Genomic DNA, 19,440 nt, shown 5'->3' on the forward strand with positions numbered 1-19,440 from the left:
TCCGTCCCGGCGCCTCCCCGCCGGGTGCGCCCGTCTCATGGCCCGGACACATCCTGCGCCCCCGGGCCATGAGACGGCGCCCCGTCAGGCCACCGAGCCCTCGGGCCATGAGACGCGCTCCGTCAGGCCACCGAGCGGACGGTCTCGCCGGGAGCGTACGGGTGTGGCCGCGAGGTCGCGCTCACGCGCGGGCGGGCGGGGCGGTGCTCTCGCGGACGATCAGCTCGGTCGCCAGTTCGACCCGGTGGTGCTCGAGTCGCTCCCCCGCCGCGAGAGCGGCGATCATGCGGGCGGCGGTGGCGCCCATCTGGACCAGCGGCTGGCGCACGGTGGTCAGCGGCGGGCCGGCCCACTGGGTGAACGGCAGGTCGTCGAAGCCGATCACGCTCAGGTCGTCGGGGATGCGCGCGCCCGCCCGCCTCGCCGCCTCGTACACGCCGAACGCCTGCAGGTCGTTGGCGGTGAAGATGGCCGTGGGCGGGTCGGGCAGACTCAGCAGCTCGGCGCCGTCCTGCAGGCCGCCCTCGACGTACAGGGTGCTGACGCGGACCAGGTCGGGGTCCACCGGGACGCCGGCGGCGTCCATCGCGGCGCGGAAGCCGTCCAGCCGCGCCCGGCAGCACGGCCACTGCGTCGGCCCGCTCAGCATGCCGATGCGGCGGTGGCCGAGGTCGAGCAGGTGACGGGTGGCGGCCATCCCGCCGCTCCAGTTGGTGGCGCCGACGGAGGGCGTCTGGTGTAGCGGCTCGCCGGTCGGGTCGATGACGACCAGCGGGATCGAGCGGGTGGCGAGCTGCGACTGCTGCTGCACGGTCAGCTCGGAGAACACCGTGATGACACCGCTCGGACGCCGGGCGAGCACCTGCTCGGTCCAGGCCTTGCCAGGAGTGAGCCTGCCCTGCATCTCGGTGAGCACGACGGCCAGCTCGCGCTCGCGGGCGGCCTGCTCGACGCCGCGGATGATCTCAAGGGCCCACAGGCTCTCGAGGGCGTGGAAGACCAGCTCGACGATGGCGACGGAGGTGCTGGTGTCGCGGCGGCGGTAGCCGTGCTCACGGAGCACCGCCTCGACCCGCTGCCGCGTGCCGAGCGCGACCCCGGCCTGGCCGTTGATCACCCGGGACACCGTGGGCGCCGACACCCCGGCGAGTTTCGCGATCTTCGCCACCGTCAGGTCATGGCGCGCTGAATCGCCTGCGGCGAGCCCGGCATCCGTCGCGGTCACCGCCCCAGTCTACGCACCTTCCCCTCATTCACAGGGCCACCGGCCCCACCCCGCCCCTCATGGGTCAGCGGACGGTGCCGAAGGCGAGGCCGGCGGCGAGGGCGATGACCAGCGACAGGACCACCATGACCATCACCGTCGCCAGCGGCTGCGGACGGCGCGGCCGCGGGACCTCCGCCCGGAGCCGGCGCTGGACGGCGGACGGGACGACGGCCGGTGGCGTGGGCCTGCCCGTCGGCGGTGAGGGCGTCGGTGTGACCTCCGTCCGGGACGGCGCCGGGCGAGGCGCCGCCTGCGGCCGTCCGGGTGGGACCGCGGGGGCGGGGGGCCGGGACGACGGCGCCCGGGAGGAGGTGACGGTGGGGGTGGGAGCCGGCGGGGCCGACGTGCGCGGGGCCGGCGTGGGCGGTGTGCGCGTGGGCGGGGTGGGCGGCGGCGTGGGAGCGGGGGCGGGTGCGGGCGGGGCGGCCGGACGCCGGCAGACGGGCGGGCCGCCGATGGTGATGCCGACCCGCAGGCTCACTACCAGGTCGACGTCCAGGCAGAGACCGACGCCCGGGAGGACGCCGAGCCGGTCGCCGTCGTCGTCCGACAGGCGCAAAGCGGCGTCGGCGACCCCTGGACCGGAACGCGTCCCCGCCCTGGCCTCGACTTCGACGCCGACCTTTCTCGCGGTACGGGACGTCCTGCTCGGCCTGGCCGGTGCGTTGGGTCTCGCCGCTTCCGGCGCATGGTTCGGGGCTTCGGCCGGGGGCCGGGGTGTGCGGTGCGGCGTGGGGGTGGGGTGGTGGGGAGGCGTCCTCAAGGAGCCGGGCGGTGCGGGGTGGACGGCTTCGGCGCTGGAGGGAGGAGTGGGGGTGGCGGCCATGAGGACGCCCGCGAGCGACGCGGTGGCGAGCGGCACCGCCAGCAGGGCGGTGGCGCGGGAACCGGGCGCCATCATCCGCTCCACGGGATGCGCTGGAACTCGTCCAGAGCGGACCTGAACGCCTCGGGACCCACCGACAGGCCACTGGAGAACACGTGGGAGATCTGCCAGGTGAGGTAGATGCCGAACCCGAGCAGCCCGGCCATGATGAACAGCGGCACGAGCGTCTTGCCGCGCGGACGGGCGCCGGCCAGGAACGGGTAGAGGATGACGATCGACCCGGTCAGGATCGTCAGCGGCAGCACGCCGGCGGGCGGTCTGGCCTGGGCGTCCGCACCTCTCTGACGTCGCGCCGCCGACACCTCCTTCAGCTCGTCCAGGGTCGCGCTCTTCGCGGCCCTCGCGTCGTCACCGGTGACGATCAGGCCCGCCACCTGAGTGCGCAGCGCGTCCAGCCGCGAGGCGCCCTCCAGGCTGAGCCGCCCGTCGGCCATGAGCGGCCATTCCTTCTGCACGACGTACTGGACGTAGTCGCGAAGCTGCTGCTGCACCTGGGCGCCCACAGGGGACGGAAGCCCGGCCGCGGCCCAGTAGGTCTCCACGGCGGCGCGGCTCTCGGTGTAGGTGTTCTGCCGGGCGGAGTCGGCCGTGGTCCACGGCACCACGACCGCGATGGCGAAGACCAGCAGGAACATGGACGACAGCATGGAGCCGGCGTGGCCGGCGGCGGGGCCGTTGGGGAGCACGTCGTCGGTGCCGTGATCGAGCTTGCGGAAAAGAAAGGCGGCGGCGGCCACCACCCCGACCGCGGCCGCAACCGCCAGGACGCTGACGAGCATTACCATCTCCATAGCGTTGTGCGGGCGGTCGCACACCACCCGTTACCGATCGCATGCCGTCACATAGCTATCACATTACGTGACCATGGCGGGCATTGATCGAAAAGGGGGCTCCAGCTTCCTTGCCGAAGGCCGCCACGGCAGGAGCAAGGCCCACGGAAACGCCGACAGGGCAACGGTTCGCGGCCCGTTCGCGGCCCGCACGGCGTGGAGCGCGCACGCCCGGCACGCCTCTCGGAGATACCCGCGGGCCGGAAAGCGGGTGGAGGTCGGTTCGGCCGCCAAAGACGCCATTCGTCCCACCGGCGCCGTCCCGGCCCTGATCGGTAGGCGCGGTGCGCGGAGGACCGGAAAGACCAGAACCGGCGGCGACCGCGGGACCGTGAGGTGCCGCGGATGCCGCCGGTGTCCGGAGGGTGACGGCGGAGGCGGCGTCGCGGGACGCCGCCTCCGCGGGTGTGGTCCAGGGAGCTCAGTGACCGCTCGCGGGCGCCGAGCCCGCCCGGTCAGGCGGCCCGGCGCCTGCTTTCACCGCATCAGGTCAGCCCGATCACCGCACCAGGTCAGCCGGCGGAGCAGGTGAGGGTGGCCGGCACGCCGTTCGCCCCGGTCCAGCTGGCGTTGAAGCCGGCGGTGGTCGACCCGTTGGGCTGAAGCGTGCCGTTCCAGGACTCGTTGCGCATCGTCACGGCGGAGCCGGACTGGGTGTACCGGCCGCCCCACGCCTGGCTGATGGTCTGCCCGTTGGGGAAGGTGAAGGTGACCGTCCACGACGCGATGGCGGAGGTCCCCGAGTTGCGCACCGCGATCTCGCCCTGGAACCCGTTCGACCACTGGTTGACGACCCGGTAGGTGGCCGCGCAGGCGCGTCCCGCCGTGGGGGTGGGGGTCGGAGTGGGCGTGGGAGTCGGCGTCACCGTGGGGGTCGGCGTGGGCGTCGGCGTCACCGTCGGCGTGGCGGTCGGCGTCGGGGAGGGCGTGGTGCCCGTCGGAGGGACGCGGATGATGCGGTCGTCGGTGCTCGCCGGGGTCCCCCGGCCGTCACGGTTGCTCGTGGTCACCCACAGCCAGCCGTCGGGGCCGACCGCGACCGCGCGCAGCCGTCCGTAGGTCCCCTGCAACTCGGCGACCGGGGAGCCGACGGTCGAGCCGCCGTTCACCCCGACCGTCCACAGCCGCGTGCCGCGCAACGCTCCGGCGAACAGCGTGCCGTTGGCGTAGGCCAGGCCGCTCGGCGACGCCTGGTCCGTGGTCCAGGTCACCAGCGGGTTGCGGAAGGAGGAGTTGTTGCACATGCCCTCGCAGGTGGGCCAGCCGTAGTTGCCCCCGGCGACGATGTAGTTGAGCTCGTCGTAGGTGTCCTGGCCGAACTCGCTGGCGTACATCCGCCCCTGCGGGTCCCAGGCGATGCCCTGGACGTTGCGGTGCCCCAGCGTGTAGACGAGCGAGTTGGGGAAGGGGTTGCCCGACGACGGCACCCCGCCGGTCGGCGTCATGCGCAGGATCTTGCCGCCGAGGCTGTTCTGGTTCTGGGCGTTGGAGGTGGTCCCGCCGTCGCCGGTGGTCACGTACAGCATGCCGTCGGGGCCGAAGGCGAGACGCCCGCCGTTGTGGTAGCTGTTCTTCGGGATGCCGGAGACGAGCACCTGCTGGGTGCCCGGCGCGTTCAGGCGGAAGCGGACCACGCGGTTGTCGGCGCTGGCCGAGTAGTACGCGTAGATGTACTGGTCCTGCGCGTAGGTGGGTGAGACCGCGATGCCGAGCAGGCCGCCCTCGCCGGACGGCACGACGTTCGGCACGGTGGCCACGGCCGTGGGCGTGGCCCCGGGGCGCACCTGCATGATGCGGGCGGTGCCGCGCTCGGACACCAGCCCGCTGCCGTCGGGCAGGAAGGCCAGTCCCCAGGGCACCTGCAGCCCGGTGTTGGCGACCGTCGCGCGGGTGAAGTCGAAACCGCCGGTCGCGAGGGCTCCGGCGGGGATCGGGCGGGTCACGACGAGAACGGCGGCCGCGGCGACGGCGGCGACGGTGACGGTCAGGATGGAGGTGAAGCGCCTGCGCTTCACCGGTACAACGGTCATCACGTGCTCCCTACGACGTGTAAGGCACGGTGTCAAAGCCTGGTCCACGACCGTATGCGGCGGGCGCGAATTCGGGCAATCATGGTCGTGGCGCGGACGCGCGAGCCACCGCCCTGGCCTGCGCGTAAGCCCGGCGGCCCGGCGCCGGCGTTCCCGTCCGGCTGGAAACTTTCATCGTACGTCTGCAACTTTCCACCGCCTGGCGGCCCCCGGCCGTCCATGGTCACGGTGCGCCGACGCCCCTCGTTCGCGGCGGCCGGCGGCGGATCCACCGCGATCGCGGGCAGGAGGTGCGCACGGTCCGGGGCCGGCCGTGGGGCCGGCCGCCGGTTCGCTCCCCCTTGCGCGAAGCCGGGGGTCAGATCGAGGCGAGGTAGCGCTCGGCCAGGGCGCAGGTGCCCTCGGTGTACCCCGCGCCCAGCTCGCGGGCGATGTCCACGGCCGGGTGCGAGCCGATCCAGGCGACCAGCAGCAGCCGGCGCAGCATGATGAAGGTCCAGATCTCCCGCTCGTCCTCGCGCGGGAGATCGAGGACGGTGCGGTAGCCGCCCGCCCACGACTCGGCCATCTCGGGGACGCCCGGGTGGTGCTCGATGAAGCTGAGCGCCGCCCCGAGGTCGTACAGATACCACCCGAAGCCGCAGTCGTCGAAGTCGATGACCGTCACGCCCGCCGTTCCCCGGTCAACCCGCCGGGCGCCAGGGGACGCTACAGCCGCCCCGGCGGTGGACTCCCCGGGGTGACCCGCGCCGCCGGGCGGTGCGGCCGTGGCCGCCCGTCCCCCGCTCGCGGCGCCGTCTACCAGGAGGTTGGCCAGGCGCAGGTCGGCGTGGATCAGCCCGTACCGCTCAGAGCCCTTGCCGAACCGGGCGAGCCGGTCGCGCAGGGCGGCCTCCAGCCTGCCGAGCACCGCGCGCTCCTCACGGCCGACGCCGGCGCCGTCCTGCCAGCGGCCCCAGCGGGGGCGCGGGCCGAAGGCGGCGTCCTCGTCCCAGTGGAACCGGGTGAACGAGGCCGGCCGCCTCCAGCGGCGGGCGTGCAGGTGCATGCGCGCGGTGATCGCACCGAGCGGCCCGAAGTGCTCGCCCAGGCGGTGCTCGGCGGGTTCGGCGCCGGGAACGTGGGCGAACATCACGCAGTCGCGCGGGGCCGCGCCCGGGTCGGCGACGCCGACCACGCGCGAGCCGTCCAGCGCGGGGACGACCCGCGGGGTCGGCACGCCCGCCTCCTCGCGCAGCGCGGTGAGCCAGTCGAGCTCGGAGGCGATCGCCTGGCGCGAGTGGTAGCCCAGACGGTGCACCCGCAGGATCAGCCGGCGTCCCGCGTCGGCGACCAGAAACGTCGCGTTCTCCGACACGTTGATCAGCGTGACCTCGGCGTCCGGCCCGACGTCGTAGCGCCGCAACGCCCGCCAGGCCACCCCCTCGACCCGGCCGAGTACGCCGCCCCCGGCCGAAAGGTCGTGAAGATCCCGCCCCGGCAGGGCGTCGTCCGGCGGATCGTGGCGGGTTGGCCCGGCGTGCGCGAGCGCGTCCTCCGCGTCCGGCAGGTCGTGGACCTCCATGCGTTCTCCTCGTGGGGCGGGCCGGCGGATCGGCGGACCATCATAGGGACGGCGCCCTCCGGCCCGGCCCGCCGGGATCGTCGGACCGCCCGGCCGCCATCGCCGGGCCATCGCCGGGAGCGGACCGGACGGACGGTGATGGCCCGGCCGTGCAGTGATGCGGACCGGACGGACGGTGATGGCCCGGCCGTGCAGTGATGCGGACCGAACGGACGGTGATGGCCCGGCCGTGCAGTGATGCGGACCGAACGGACGGTGATGGCCCGGCCGTGCAGTGGTGCGGACGAACTCGGCGGACCGCCCGGCGGTGGGCCGGCCGGGCGAAGTTGCTAGCTTGTGCGAAATGAGCGGACGAGCAGTGTTGGTGACCGGGGCGTCGCGGGGCATCGGACGTGCGGTGGCCGCCGCGTTCGCGGGCGAGGGCGACCGCGTGGCCGTCCACCACCGCGATTCGGCCGAGCTGGCCGAGCTGACGCGGGCCGGGCTGCCGGGCGACGGGCACGTGGTCGTCCAGGCCGACATCGCCGACCCCGAGCAGGTCCGGCGCATGGTGGACGAGGCGGCCGACGGGCTGGGCGGCATCGACGTGCTGGTCAACAACGCCGGCGTCTTCCTTCCCCACCCGATCACCGAGGTGTCCTACGAGGAGTGGCAGGAGGAGTGGCAGGAGGCGTGGCGGCGCACGCTGGACCTCAACCTGCTGGGGGCGGCCAACCTCACCTGGTGCGCCGTGCCCCACATGCCGTCCGGGGGGCGCATCGTCAACGTGTCCTCGCGCGGGGCCTTCCGCGGGGAGCCGCACGCTCCGGCGTACGCGGCGAGCAAGGCGGGCATGAACGCCCTCGGCCAGTCGCTGGCCATCTTCCTCGCCCCGCACGGCATCTCCGTGGGCACCGTCGCGCCCGGCTTCGTCGAGACCGACATGACCAACGAGCATTTGAAGGCTCCGCGCGGCGACGCGATCCGCGCCCAGAGCCCGTTCGGCCGGGTGGCCCGGCCGGAGGAGATCGCCGCCGCCGTGCTCTATCTGGCCTCGCCCACCGCCGAGTGGGCGAGCGGCGCCATCATCGACCTCAACGGCGCCTCCTACCTGCGCAGCTGACCCCCCATCCTGCGCACTGACCCTTCCTGCGCGCCTGACCCGGTTCAGGCCGTGCCGGCGGGGATGGCGCCGCCCGGGCGGCCGGCGTCGGCGAGCAGGGCCCTGGCCTGGCGGACGACGGCCTCGTCGACGAAGCGGCCGTCCGGGAGGGCGACGGCGCCGGCGCCTGCCGCGGCCACCACCTGTTCGGCCGCCGCGATCTCCTCCTCGGCGGGGCGGTAGGCGGCCTCGATGACCGGCAACTGGGCGGGGTGGATGGCCGCGCGGCCCCGGAACCCCATGGCGCGGCCGGCGCGGCAGGAGGCGGCCAGCCCTTCCAGGTCGCGGAAGGCGGTGTAGACCGACTGGGCGGGAGCGGGCAGCCCCGCGGCGCGGGCGGCGACCACGATCCGGGACCGCGCCCACGCCAGGCCGGTCTCGTCGGCGACGCCGAGATCGGCGCGCAGGTCCGCCTCGCCGAGCCCGATGCTCGCGACCGCCGGGCAGGCCGTGGCGATCTCGTAGGCCAGTTCGAGGCCGAGGGCCGACTCGACCAGCGGATGGAGCGCGACGCCGGGAGCCGCGAGGGCGATCTCGCGCAGTGCGGCGGCCGACTCGGCCTTCGGCACGCGGATGCCCGCGGTGCCGGTGCACAGGGGCCCGATGGCCCGCAGGTCGGCCTGCCCGCACGGGGTGCGCACGTCGTTGATCCGGATCTGGACGCGCGGGCGCGGGGTCGCGAGCAGCGCGACGACCTCGGCGCGCGCCCGGTCCTTGTCGCCGGGCGCGACGGCGTCCTCCAGGTCGACGATCACCACACCGGCCAGGCCGGCGAGGGCCTTGGCGACGAGCGCGGGCCGGTCCGCGGGCGCGTACAACCAGGTCGGCATCAGATCACTTCCTCAGCGGGCGCGTACAACCAGGTCGGCATCGGTTCACTTCCTCAGATGTCGGGTGAGCGGCGGCGCGCTAGTGCGCCGTCCACGAACGTTCACCGGCTCGGGCGCCGTAGCAGGCGCCGGCATCGCCGTACCACGACCCGCCGACCCGGCGCCGATCACTGCAACCCGTGGCCGGGGGTGGAGAGCCGCGCCCGGCGAACGTACGTGGTCACCGCACCAGGTGCGGCCGGGGGCGGAGAACCGCGCCCGGCGAACGCATGTGGACACCGCACCAGGTCCGACCGGGGATGGAGAACCGCGCCCGGCGAACGCATGTGGACACCGCACCAGGCCCGGCCGGGGGCGCAGAACCGCGCCCAGCAAACGCATGTGGACACCGCACCAGGCCCGACCAGGGGCGCAGAACCGCACCCAGCAAACGCATGTGGACACCGCGCCCGGTGAACGCATGTGGACACCGCACCAGGTCCGACCGGGGGCGGAGAGCCGCGCCCGGTGAACGTATATGGTCATCGCGCTAGACGACGCCCTTGTCGCGCAGGGCCGCCACGTCCGCGTCGGACAGGCCCAGCTCCGCCAGGACGGCGGCGGTGTCGGCGCCGTGGGGACGGCCGGGCCAGCGGATCTCGCCCGGCGTGGCCGACAGGCGGAACATGACGTTCTGCATGCGCAGCGGGCCGAGGCCGGGGTCCTCGACGGTGGTGACCGCGTCCAGGGCGGCGAGCTGCGGGTCGGACATGACGTCGCGCACGTCGTAGATGGGGGCGACCGCCGCCTGGGCGCGCTCGAAGGCGTCCAGCACCTCCTCGCGGGTGCGCGCGCCGACCCACGCGGCGACGGCCTGGTCCAGCTCGTCGGCGTGCTCGACGCGTCCGGCGCCGGTGGCGAACCACGGCTCCTGGACGTACTCGGGCCGGCCGACCAGGCGCATGACCCGCTCGGCGATGTTCTGGGCGGAGGTGGAGACGGCCACCCAGGTGCCGTCGGCGCAGCGGTAGGTGTTGCGCGGCGCGTTGTTGACCGAGCGGTTCCCCGTGCGCGGCGGCACCACGCCGAGCCGGTCGTAGATGGTCGGCTGGGCGCCGAGCACGGTGAGGATCGGCTCGATGATCGACATGTCGACCACCTGGCCGGCCCCGGTGCCCTCACGCGCGTGGAGGGCGGCCATGACGGCGTAGGCGGTGGCGAGGGCGCAGATGCCGTCCGCCAGCCCGAACGGGGGCAGGGTGGGCGGCCCGTCCGGTTCGCCGGTCATCGCGGCGAACCCGCTCATCGCCTCGGCGAGGGTGCCGAACCCGGGACGCCGCGCGTACGGGCCGAACTGGCCGAACCCGGTGACGCGGGCCAGCACCAAGCGGGGGTTGGCCTCGCGGAGACGGTCGTAGGACAGGTTCCAGCGCTCGAGGGTGCCGGGCCTGAAGTTCTCGATGACCACGTCGGCGTCGCGGGCGAGCGCGAGCAGCACCCGCTGACCCTCGGCCGTCGACAGATCCAGGGTCATGGCCCGCTTGTTGCGGCCCAGCACCTTCCACCACAGGCCGCCCGGACCGTGGCCGCGGGAGGGGTCGGGCTTGGCCGGGTGCTCGACCTTGACCACCTCGGCGCCGAAGTCGCCGAGCAGCATCGCGGCCATCGGCCCGGCGAACAGCGTCGCCAGGTCCAGGACGCGGACGCCTTCCAGGGCTTTCATGTCTGATCCTCCGTGGTCCTGCGTGACGACTCCCTCGGGGTCCTGCGTGACGACTGCTCCGGGGACCCGTGAGACGACTCCTCCGGGGACCCGTGAGACGACTCCTCCGGGGACCCGTGAGACGACTCCTCCGGGGACCCGTGTGACGACTCCTCCGGGGACCCGTGTGACGACTGCTCCGGGGACCCGTGTGACGACTCCTCCGGGGTCCTGCGTGACGACTGCTCCGTGGTCCGCCTGACGACTCCGCCGCGGAACTTCGTGGCGGCTCCTCGGCGGTTCCGCGTGGTGACGATGGTCGCCGCCGCGGAGGGCTCCGGCCCGGTCACGCGAGGGCCGCCTCGATCTCGGGGCGCGTGGGCATCGAGGTGCTCGCGCCGGGGCGCTGGACCGACAGGGCGGCGGCCGTGGCGGCGAATCGCAGGGCCTGCTCCTGCGGCCGGCCCTCGGCGCGGGCCACGGCGAGCGCGCCGACGAAGGTGTCGCCGGCCGCCGTGGTGTCGACGGCCCGCACCGGCACCGCCGGCACCCGCAACGGGCGGCCCGTCCGGGCGCCGTACAGCGCCCCCTCCGCGCCTAGGGTGATCACCGCCTCGGGGACGAGGTCGAGCAGCGCCTTCAGCGCCTCCTCGGGGTCGGCCAGGCCGGTGATCGCCGCGGCCTCGTGCTCGTTGGGGACGATGAGGTCGACGGCGTCGAGCAGTTCGCGGGGCAGGTCCTGGACCGGGGCGGGGGTGAGGACGACCGGGACCCTGGCCCGTCGCGCGGCGGCCACCACGGCCTCCATGGGCAGCTCCAGTTGCAGCAGCAGCGCGTCGGAGCGGTCGATGACGGCGAGGTCCTCGTCGGACGGGGCGGTGATCGTGCCGTTCGCGCCGGGGATGACGATGATGGAGTTGCCGCCGTCGTCGTCCACGACGATGTGCGCGATGCCCGACGACCCGGGCACCACTCGCAGGCGGCTCACGTCGACGCCGGCACCGGCGAGCGTGTCGCGCATGACGGGGCCGAACGCGTCGTCCCCGACCGCGCCGACGAAGCAGGTGGCCGCTCCGGCGCGCGCCGCCGCGACGGCCTGGTTCGCGCCCTTGCCTCCCGGGATCGTGCGGAATGCGTGCCCGGTGACGGTCTCGCCGCGCCCGGGCACGACCGCGGTGTAGGCCACCAGGTCCATGTTCGCGCTGCCGAATACCGAGATCATGGTCTGTCCTCTCCCCTGCCCGGCACCTCAGTGAGGCTCCGCCCGTCCCGCGCCGCTGTACGAGTCCGCCCGTCCGGCACCGCTGTACGGGTCCGCCCGTCCCGCGCCGCTGTACGGGTCCGCCCGTCCCGCGCCGCTGTACGGGTCCGCCCGTCCCGCGCCGCTGTACGGGTCCGCCCGTCCCGCGCCGCTGTGGTGGTCACGATGCCACGGCGAGCGTGCGGCGGGTGAGCTCGTCGAAGCCGATGCCGTCGAAGCCGCGCACGCTGCTCGCCAGCCGGTCGCCGAGCGCCCACCCGGACGGGATGCGCGAGGCGCCCAGCAGGCCGCCGGCGATGGAGCCCACCGTGGCTCCGGCCGAGTCGGTGTCCCATCCGGCGGCGACCGCGCCCGCGACCGAGGCGGTGAAGTCGCCGCGGCCGTGCGTCAGCGCGGCGGCCACCAGGGCGGCGTTGTTGACGGTGTGCACCCAGTGCAGCCCGCCGTGCCGCTCGTACAGGCGGTCGACGACCCGCTCGAAGTCGGGTTCGGCCCGCGCGTCGGCGACGGCGTCCCGGACGGCCCGGGCGAGCCGGGAACCGGCGGGGACGACCGACAGTCCGGCGGCCACGACCTCCTCCACCGCCGCGGCCGGGTCGCCGGAGGACACGACCAGGGACCGGGCGCACATGGCGGCGACCATCATGGCGCCGTAGACCCCGTTGGCGGTGTGGCTGAGGCGCGCGTCCCGCCAGGCGAACTCCGCCGCCGTGCGCACGTCGCCGGGGTTGGCCCAGCCGTACACGTCGGCCCTGATCAGCGCGCCGATCCACTCCCTGAAGGGGTTGCGCCACGTGGCCGTGCGCGGCGGTTCCAGTCCGTCGAGCAGGTTGCGGTAGGCCACGCGCTCGGCGGTGAAGACCCGGCCGGCGGGCAGTTCCTCCAGCCACAGGGCGGCGACGTCGGCCGTGGTGAACCCGCGGCCGTGCCGCTCCAGCAGGGACAGTGCCAGCAGGGGGAAGTTCAGGTCGTCGTCCTCGGGGACGCCGTCGAGGGTCTCGGCGAGGGAGGTGGCGGCGCTGCGCCGGTTCCACGGCCAGCGGGCCGCCACCTCGGCCGGCAGCCCCTCGGCGGTGAACCAGCCGCGGATCGGCCAGTTGCCGGTCGCCTCGGCGATCTCCCTGATGCCCTGGCGGGGGATCTTCTCCACCGGCTTGCCCAGCACACACCCCGCCGCCCGTCCGCGCCACGCCCCCAGCAGCCGCTCGCCCAGCTCGTCGGGGTGGGCGCTTGGACGCTCCGGAGCGCCGGACGCCGCCCGGGCAAGGGTGGCCGCGCTGCCCGGAACGCCGGACCCCGCCCGGGCAAGGGTGGCCGCGCTGTCCGGAGCGCCGGACGCCGCCCAGGCGGAAGCGGCCGCGCGGATGCCGGCGAGGCCGGACGGCTCGGGCAGCGGTGAGGGGATGCCCGCCAGCTCGTCGAGCAGCTCGGCGGCCAGCGCTCGCAGCTCGGGGGCGGGCGGCTCGGGCGAGGCCCCTGCGCGGGGCGGCGCGTCGTGCCCTCCGGCGGCGTGCCACCGGTCGGCGATCGGGGCGGCCTGGGCGCCCCGGCCGTCCTCGCCGGCCTGCCGCAGCTCGTGTCCCACCAGATCCTCCGGCTGCACCCAGGTCAGCCTGATCGGCCGGTCGCCGCTCATGACGGGAGTCCGGGGGTGTTGTCCCAGGTCAGGGCGGTGAAGGCGGCCTCGTGGGCGCGGCGGGCGGCGAGGTCGCCGGCGTGGACGCGCCGGGCGACCTCGGCGATGGCCAGGCCGGGGGTGACCAGGTCCATGCGGCTGGCCTCGGACACCGGGTCGAGCCATTCGGCGGGCACCGCCTTGGCTCCGCCGAGGGCGCCGGCGATCGCGCCGCCCATGCTGGCGATGGAGTCGGCGTCGCGCCCGTAGTTGACGCCGCCGAGCACGGTGTCGCGATAGTCGCCCTTGGCGATGACCAGGAAGGCGAGCGCCAGCGGCAGTTCCTCGATGCTGTGCAGCCGGCTCGGCCGCCGCGCCCCGAGGCCCTGGTCGCGGTAGGTGTCGGCGACGGTGTCGTAGGGCTTGACGGCCTCGCGGAGCGCGTCGAACGACCCCTCCCAGTGGTCCAGGCCGCGGGCCCGCTCGCACACGGCGTCGATGGCGGCGCGGGTGCCGTCGCGGGCCAGCCGCAGGCAGGTGGCCACGACCGAGTCGGCGCTCGCGCCGGGACGCATCGCCTCGGCGACGGCGGCGGCCAGCACCCCGGCCGCCTCCCGGCCGTAGCTGGACTGGTGGGCGCCCGCCAGGTCGACGGCCTCGGCGTACGCGCCGTCGGGGTTGGCGGCGTTGACGATACCGGCCGGCGCCATGTACATCGCGGCGCCGCAGTTGACGATGTTGCCCACCCCGGCCTCGCGCGGGTCGATGTGCCCGTAGTGCAGGCGCAGGACCAGCCACTTCTCGGCGAGGAAGACCCGTTGCAGGGGCAGCGCCTCGGCCTCCAGCTCGGGGATCCAGCGCTTCTCGCCCATCATCTCCGGCACCAGGTGGTCGGCCGCGGCGTAGGCGTCCAGGTGACCGCCGACCTTCTCGTACACGCGGATGAGGGCGTGCGTCATGAGGGTGTCGTCGGTGATGTGGCCGTCGCCCTTGTGGTAGGGCGCGATGGGGCGCGCGTTGCGCCAATCCTCGAAGTACGGCGGGACGATGCCCGTCACGTACCCGTCGTACCGTTCCTGGATCTGGCCGGGCGTCCAGCCTTCGGTGGCGCCGCCGATGGCGTCGCCGACCGCCGCGCCCGTCACGCATCCGACGGCCTTGTCGGTCAGCAGGTCCTCCAGCGGCGTCATGCCAGTCCTCCAGCGATGTCGATGAGATCGGCTCCGGCCAGCTCGGGGAGGCCGCAGCCGGTGAGCGTGCGCGCCGCGGCGCACCAGCCCTCGGGGAGCGCGCGGAGCCCGGTGCGGGCGCCGGTGAGCGCGCCGGTGAGGGCCGGGGCGGAGTCGGCGAGCGATGACAGGCAGGCGGCGGCGGGGACGGCCGCGGTGAGCGAGCCGCCGGACACCTCCGCGAGCGCGAGCGCCGCGGGGACGGTCTGCGCGGCGGCGACCCCGTAGCTGTAGACGTGGTCGACCAGCGCGGCGTCCAGGGCCGGGACGGCCGCGAACGGGTCGCCCGCCCGGCGGGCCGCCGTGAGGGCCGTCCTGGCGGCGTGGCCGATGGCGGTGTCCCCGGGCAGCTCGGCCAGCGCCGCCTCCACCGCCGCGCCCATCGTCCCGCCCGCGACGAGCACCGCGACCGCGGCGGCCATCGCGAGCGCGCCGAGGACCCCGTCCCCGGAGTTGGTGACCGAGGCGTCGGCCCGCACGAGGTCCGGCAGGGCGGCGGAGCCGGGAGCGGCGGCCGCGAAGGCCACGGCGCGCACGGCGGCGGCGTCGTCGAAGTGGTGCGGGTTGTCGTGGCCGCTGACCGGGGGCGGCTTGCCCGCGGCCAGGTTGGCGAGGGCCGAGCGCACCGAGATGCGCACCCGCAGGTCCGAGCGTCCCCCGAGGGCGGTGAAGGCCTCGGCGCGGTCCTGGTGGAGGGTCAGCGCGGTCCAGGCGAGCCATTCGGCGTCGTCGGACGGGCCGAGGGCGAGCGGCTCGACGGGCTGGTTCAGCGTGAACGGCACGGGGAGCGTGGTGAGGCGGTGCTCCTCGGCGAAGGCGTCCAGCTCGCGTTCCAGCCGCCTGGTCCACGGCGCGAGCAGCGTTGAGCGATGGCGCGCGGACGGCCACCCGGCGGCGTCGCCGATGGCCAGCCCGACGAAGGCGCCCGCGACCCGGTCCGCGGCCGTGCCGGGCGCGTCCTTGGTCCTGTCCCCCGATTGCATGTCTCTCCTCTATCCCGATCTATCCCGCCGAAGCGGTCATCGCGGGGCCTCGTCGTCGGGTGCGTGGGCGTTCTGCGATGCCGCGTACAGCGCGGTGGCGACGTCCAGGACGTGGCGGCCGGCGACGACGGGGAGGCAGCGGCCGGTGGCGGGGCCGATCTCCCTGGCCCAGCGCGCGGGGACGGCGGCCTCGCCGCGCCCCGCCCCCGCGAGGGCGCCGGCGATGGCCGCGGTGGTGTCGGCGTCGCGGCCCAGGTTGGCGGCCGACACGACCGACTCCTCCACCTCGCCGGCGCCCATGAGGTAGCCGGCGAAGGCGAGCGCGACGGCCTCGGGCGCGAGGTCGGTCCACGGGTAGTGGCGCACGACGACGGCCGCGTACAGCCGCTCCACCGACCCGGCGGCGACGGCGTCCACCGCCGCGCGCAGGTTACGGGAGGTCCAGGAGTCCTCGGGCACGGCGGCGAGCCCCGCCTGGACGACCTCGGCGGGCGCGGCGCCGGTCATCGCGACGGCGACCGCGGCGGCGACCGCCTGGCCGCCGTACACGCCCTCGACGCCGTTGCTCACCACTCCGTCCACGGCCACCAGCCGCGCCGCCTCCCCCGGGTCGCCGGCCGCGAAGATCCCGTAGGGCGCGGCGCGCATGGCCAGGCCGTCCGACCAGCCGTGCTGGTGCCACTCGCCCGACATCGGCGGCGCCAGGCCGCGGCGCAGAGCCTGGACGGCGCCGAGCTCGGAGAACCCGGCGCCGCGCATGGGCCCGTCGATGGACGGGATGATCTGCTCGCGGTACTCCCTGGCCACGTCAGCCGGGGTCATGGCCGCGCCGTACCGGCACAGCAGCGACGCGGCGAAGATGGTGTACTCGGTGTCGTCGGTGCCGCCCTTGCCCGGCTCGATCTCGGTGAGGCGGCCGTGACGCCGGGCGATCTCCTCGGGCGGGAGGTTCTCGGCGGGCCGCCCGAGGGCGTCGCCGGCCGCCAGGCCGAGCAGGCACCCCCGGGCGCGGGTCAGGCTCATTTGCCGTACCGCTCCAGCACCTTGTTGCCCTCGTCGGTGAGGGTCTTCGCCGCCTGGTCGAGGGTGATCTTGTCGGCGAAGTACTGCTGAAGGGTGGGGGTGGCCACCTTGCTCTTCCACTCGTCGAAGCCGTTGACCTTCAGGTACGGCGCGACGACGAGGTTCCTGGCCGAGGCGGTGGCGACGTCCCAGCCGTTCTCCTTGGTCGTCATGGAGGGGTCGCTCGCCGCCTTGACGCTGGTGGGCAGCAGCCAGTCGCCCTTGGCGAGCCTCGCCTGGTTGGCGCTGTCGAGGAAGAAGGAGATGAACTTCGTCGCCTGCTCGGGGTACTCGCTGTCGGCGGCGACCGACAGCGTCTGGGAGGTGGCGCCCTGCTCGGAGGTGGTGCCCTTGAGCGGCGGGATGGTGATCCAGTCGAAGTCCTCCGGCGCCTGCTCGGCGACCTGCTGGCGCAGGTAGACGCCTGCGGGCAGCAGGGCGTACTTGCCGGCGTAGAAGCCGGGCAGCGGGTCGGCGGTGCCCATGCCGAGCGCGGAGGGGTCGGCCGACTTGTCCTTGTAGAGCTGGTCGTGGATGCGCTGCATGACCTCGCGCTCACCGGGGCCGACCTTGACGGTGGCCTTGGCGCCGTCCACCTGGAAGAAGGTGCCGCCGAAGTTGAGCGCCAGGTTGAGCACCTTGTTGACCGGGGACTTCAGCGGCCAGGCGACGCCGTAGTTCCCGCCCTTGGTGAGCTTCTTGCTGATCTCGGCGAACTCGTCCCAGGTCCAGGGGGCGTCCGGGGTGGGGATGCGCACCTTGGCGGCGTCGAGCAGCTTCTTGTTGCCGATCAGCACCTGCGACTCCTGCAGGAACGGCACGCCGTACACGCCCTGGCCGCCCTTGCCGTCGCCGAAGGTGACGGTGTCCCACGCGGGCTGCGGGATGTCGTTCTTGAGGTCGGGGGGCAGCTTGGCCGACAGGTCGAGCAGGTAGCCACGCGAGGCGAACCCGGCGAGCGCCGGGGAGTCGTCGTGGATGACGTCCGGCGGGTCGCCGCCCTCGAAGGAGGTGACGAGCTGGTCGTTGACGTTGTCCCAGCTTCCCTGGACGTACTCGACCCTGGTGGCGGGGTTGGCCTTGTTCCATTCGTCGACGATCTGCTTGTTGGCGGCGATGGACTCCTTCTGCCAGGCGAGGCTGAGGAACTTCAGGGTCACCGTCCCGCCGTCGCCGCCGCCGGTGGTGGTGCCGGCGCCGGACGAGCAGCCGGCCGTCAGCGCGGCGATCGCGGCCGCCGCCGCCGCGAGTGCGGTTCTGGTACGCAAGAGACTCTCCTATCAGGGGGTGCCGTGGCTGTGGGCTTCGCCTCGCAGGTGCTCGGCTCGGGCCGGAGGATGGCCGGTCATCCCTTGACGGCGCCGGCCATGAGGCCGGATCTCAGCCGCCGCTGGATGATCGCGAAGAAGGCCAGGCTCGGGATCGTGGCGAGCAGCGAGGCCGCCGCGAGCGGGCCGAGGCGCACGACGCCTTCCGCGCCGGTGAACTTCACCAGGGTCAGGGGCAGCGTGGCCACGCCGGGGTCCTTGAGGACGACCAGCGCGAACAGGAACTCGTTCCAGGAGGAGATGAACGCGAACAGCGCCGTCGCGACCACTCCCGGAGCCAGCAGCGGCGCGACGACCCGGACGATGGCGCGCACCCGCCCGGCGCCGTCGACGGCCGCGGCCTCCTCCAGCTCGCGGGGCACCGCGCGCACGTAGCCCTGGAGCATCCACAGCGCGAACGGCAGGACGAAGGTGACGTGGACGATGGTGAGGCCGGGCAGCGTGTTGACCAGGTCCAGGGTCCGCAGCACCATGAACAGCGGGATGATGATCAGGATGAACGGGAAGACCTGGCTGACCAGCACCCACCCGACGGCGAGCCGGTTGAGCAGCGAGCGGTGGCGGGCCATCGCGTACGCGGCGGGCAGCGCGAGCACGATCGTCAGCAGCGAGGTGGCGACGGCGACGCCGAGGCTGCGCACGGCGCTGCCGACGATGTCCTGCTCGGCGAAGGCGTCGGCGAAGTTGCTCAGCACGGGGTGGCGCGGGATCCACGACGGGGTGAGGCTCGCCATCTCGCGCGAGGTCTTCAGCGCCGTGGACAGCAGCCAGACCAGCGGGAACGCCAGGAAGACCATGTAGGCCAGCAGGGCGAGGTACTGCAGGGGCCTGCGCATCTCTTACTCCGCCTCCCGCAGTTGCCGGCCGATGTACAGGCTCAGCAGGGCCAGCACGACGATGACGAAGGCGACGCCGAGCGTGGCGGCGTAGCCGAAGAAGCCGTAGCGGAACGCCTCCTCGTAGGCGAACAGCATCGGCAGCCGCGTCCGCCCGCCGGGGCCGCCCTGGGTGAGCACGTACACCAGGCCGAACTGGTTGATGTTCCAGACGAAGTCCAGCGAGGTGATGGTGACGATGATCGGGCGCAGCTGGGGCAGGGTGATGCTCCAGAAGCGGCGGAAGGTGGAGGCGCCGTCCATGTGGCCTGCCTCGTGCAGTTCCCCGGGGACGTTCTGCAGGCCGGCCAGCAGGACGACGGTGGTCTGCGGCATGCCGGTCCACACGCCGACGACGATCACCGCGGGCAGCGCGATGGAGAAGTCGTTGAGCCAGTCGATGTTGTGGTCCAGCAGGCCGGCCTGCTGCAGGACGCTGTTGAGTATGCCCGCGTTCGGGTGGTAGACCAGGCGCCACATCAGGCCGATGACGACCGGCGGCATGGCCCAGGGCACCAGGGCGAGCACCCGGGCGAACGCCCGGAACCGCAGGTTCTCGTTGAGCAGCAGCGCCAGCCCGAGGGAGGCGGCGAACTGCAGCACGGTCACCGAGACGGCCCAGACCAGGCCGATGCGGAAGGACTCCCAGAAGTCGCCGTCGGCGAACAGTTCGCCGAAGTTGGCGAGGCCCACGAACGAGGTCACCGAGTTGCGGCCGGAGCGAGCGTCGGTGAAGGCGAGGAAGATGCCGTAGAGCAGCGGGCCGACGCTGAACACCAGCACCGGGACCAGGGCGGGCAGCATGAGGGCGAGCGTCTCGCGCCCGCGCCGGGCCTCGCCGCCGCCGGCGCGCCGGCC

16 protein-coding genes are annotated in these 19,440 nt (G+C 74.1%); 1 reads left to right on the forward strand and 15 read right to left on the reverse strand.

The genetic code is table 11. The annotated features are described in order from the left end of the window. Positions 1–181: 181 nt before the first annotated feature. The 5 genes from ABZU32_RS13475 to ABZU32_RS13495 all read right to left on the reverse strand — a co-directional run bounded on the left by ABZU32_RS13475 (position 182) and on the right by ABZU32_RS13495 (position 6,577). Entirely contained in the window at positions 182–1,225 is a 1,044-nt protein-coding gene (locus ABZU32_RS13475; RefSeq protein WP_354921368.1) for a LacI family DNA-binding transcriptional regulator, read from the reverse strand. A 64-nt stretch (positions 1,226–1,289) separates the two neighbouring features. Continuing rightward, entirely contained in the window at positions 1,290–2,168 is an 879-nt protein-coding gene (locus tag ABZU32_RS13480; RefSeq protein WP_354921371.1) for a hypothetical protein, read from the reverse strand. Next, positions 2,165–2,932: a hypothetical protein gene (locus tag ABZU32_RS13485; RefSeq protein WP_354921374.1), complete on the reverse strand. Its 768-nt coding sequence runs from the start codon at positions 2,930–2,932 to the stop codon at positions 2,165–2,167. The genes ABZU32_RS13480 and ABZU32_RS13485 overlap by 4 nt, the downstream gene beginning before the upstream one ends. A 563-nt stretch (positions 2,933–3,495) precedes the next feature. Continuing rightward, positions 3,496–5,013 carry a PQQ-dependent sugar dehydrogenase gene (locus tag ABZU32_RS13490; RefSeq protein WP_354921377.1) on the reverse strand — a complete coding sequence of 506 codons (1,518 nt, stop codon included), beginning with the start codon at positions 5,011–5,013 and terminating at the stop codon, positions 3,496–3,498. 358 nt (positions 5,014–5,371) lie between these two features. After that, positions 5,372–6,577, reverse strand: a complete 1,206-nt coding sequence (locus ABZU32_RS13495; protein ID WP_354921380.1) for a phosphotransferase — start codon at positions 6,575–6,577, stop codon at positions 5,372–5,374. 343 nt (positions 6,578–6,920) lie between these two features. Between ABZU32_RS13495 and ABZU32_RS13500 the strand changes: the two genes are divergently transcribed. Further along, positions 6,921–7,679: an SDR family oxidoreductase gene (locus ABZU32_RS13500; protein ID WP_354921383.1), complete on the forward strand. Its 759-nt coding sequence runs from the start codon at positions 6,921–6,923 to the stop codon at positions 7,677–7,679. 44 nt (positions 7,680–7,723) lie between these two features. Here ABZU32_RS13500 and ABZU32_RS13505 read toward each other — a convergent pair whose 3' ends face one another. The 10 genes from ABZU32_RS13505 to ABZU32_RS13550 form a co-directional block, all read right to left on the reverse strand. Beyond that, entirely contained in the window at positions 7,724–8,548 is an 825-nt protein-coding gene (locus ABZU32_RS13505; RefSeq protein WP_354921386.1) for a CoA ester lyase, read from the reverse strand. 529 nt (positions 8,549–9,077) lie between these two features. Further along, positions 9,078–10,250: a CoA transferase gene (locus ABZU32_RS13510; RefSeq protein ID WP_354839637.1), complete on the reverse strand. Its 1,173-nt coding sequence runs from the start codon at positions 10,248–10,250 to the stop codon at positions 9,078–9,080. A gap of 325 nt (positions 10,251–10,575) precedes the next feature. After that, positions 10,576–11,451, reverse strand: a complete 876-nt coding sequence (locus tag ABZU32_RS13515; protein ID WP_354921388.1) for a ribokinase — start codon at positions 11,449–11,451, stop codon at positions 10,576–10,578. A gap of 199 nt (positions 11,452–11,650) precedes the next feature. After that, positions 11,651–13,126, reverse strand: a complete 1,476-nt coding sequence (locus ABZU32_RS13520) for an ADP-ribosylglycohydrolase family protein (RefSeq protein WP_354921391.1) — start codon at positions 13,124–13,126, stop codon at positions 11,651–11,653. After that, positions 13,123–14,295, reverse strand: coding sequence for an ADP-ribosylglycohydrolase family protein (locus ABZU32_RS13525; RefSeq protein WP_354921394.1), 1,173 nt, complete (start codon positions 14,293–14,295; stop codon positions 13,123–13,125). Before ABZU32_RS13525 ends, ABZU32_RS13520 begins: the two co-directional genes overlap by 4 nt. Continuing rightward, positions 14,292–15,317: an ADP-ribosylglycohydrolase family protein gene (locus ABZU32_RS13530; protein WP_354921397.1), complete on the reverse strand. Its 1,026-nt coding sequence runs from the start codon at positions 15,315–15,317 to the stop codon at positions 14,292–14,294. The genes ABZU32_RS13525 and ABZU32_RS13530 overlap by 4 nt, the downstream gene beginning before the upstream one ends. Positions 15,318–15,353: 36 nt before the next feature. Further along, complete coding sequence (locus ABZU32_RS13535) at positions 15,354–16,340, reverse strand: ADP-ribosylglycohydrolase family protein (protein WP_354921400.1); 987 nt, start codon at positions 16,338–16,340, stop codon at positions 15,354–15,356. Then, positions 16,337–17,647: a sugar ABC transporter substrate-binding protein gene (locus ABZU32_RS13540; RefSeq protein ID WP_354921403.1), complete on the reverse strand. Its 1,311-nt coding sequence runs from the start codon at positions 17,645–17,647 to the stop codon at positions 16,337–16,339. Before ABZU32_RS13540 ends, ABZU32_RS13535 begins: the two co-directional genes overlap by 4 nt. Before the next feature lie 77 nt (positions 17,648–17,724). After that, positions 17,725–18,543 carry a carbohydrate ABC transporter permease gene (locus ABZU32_RS13545; protein WP_354921406.1) on the reverse strand — a complete coding sequence of 273 codons (819 nt, stop codon included), beginning with the start codon at positions 18,541–18,543 and terminating at the stop codon, positions 17,725–17,727. A 3-nt stretch (positions 18,544–18,546) separates the two neighbouring features. Next, positions 18,547–19,440 (reverse strand): sugar ABC transporter permease (locus ABZU32_RS13550; RefSeq protein ID WP_354921409.1); only part of this gene is annotated, 894 nt, incomplete at its 5' end.

This window comes from Sphaerisporangium sp. NPDC005288, from assembly GCF_040607475.1.
Classification (GTDB): domain Bacteria; phylum Actinomycetota; class Actinomycetes; order Streptosporangiales; family Streptosporangiaceae; genus Sphaerisporangium; species Sphaerisporangium rhizosphaerae.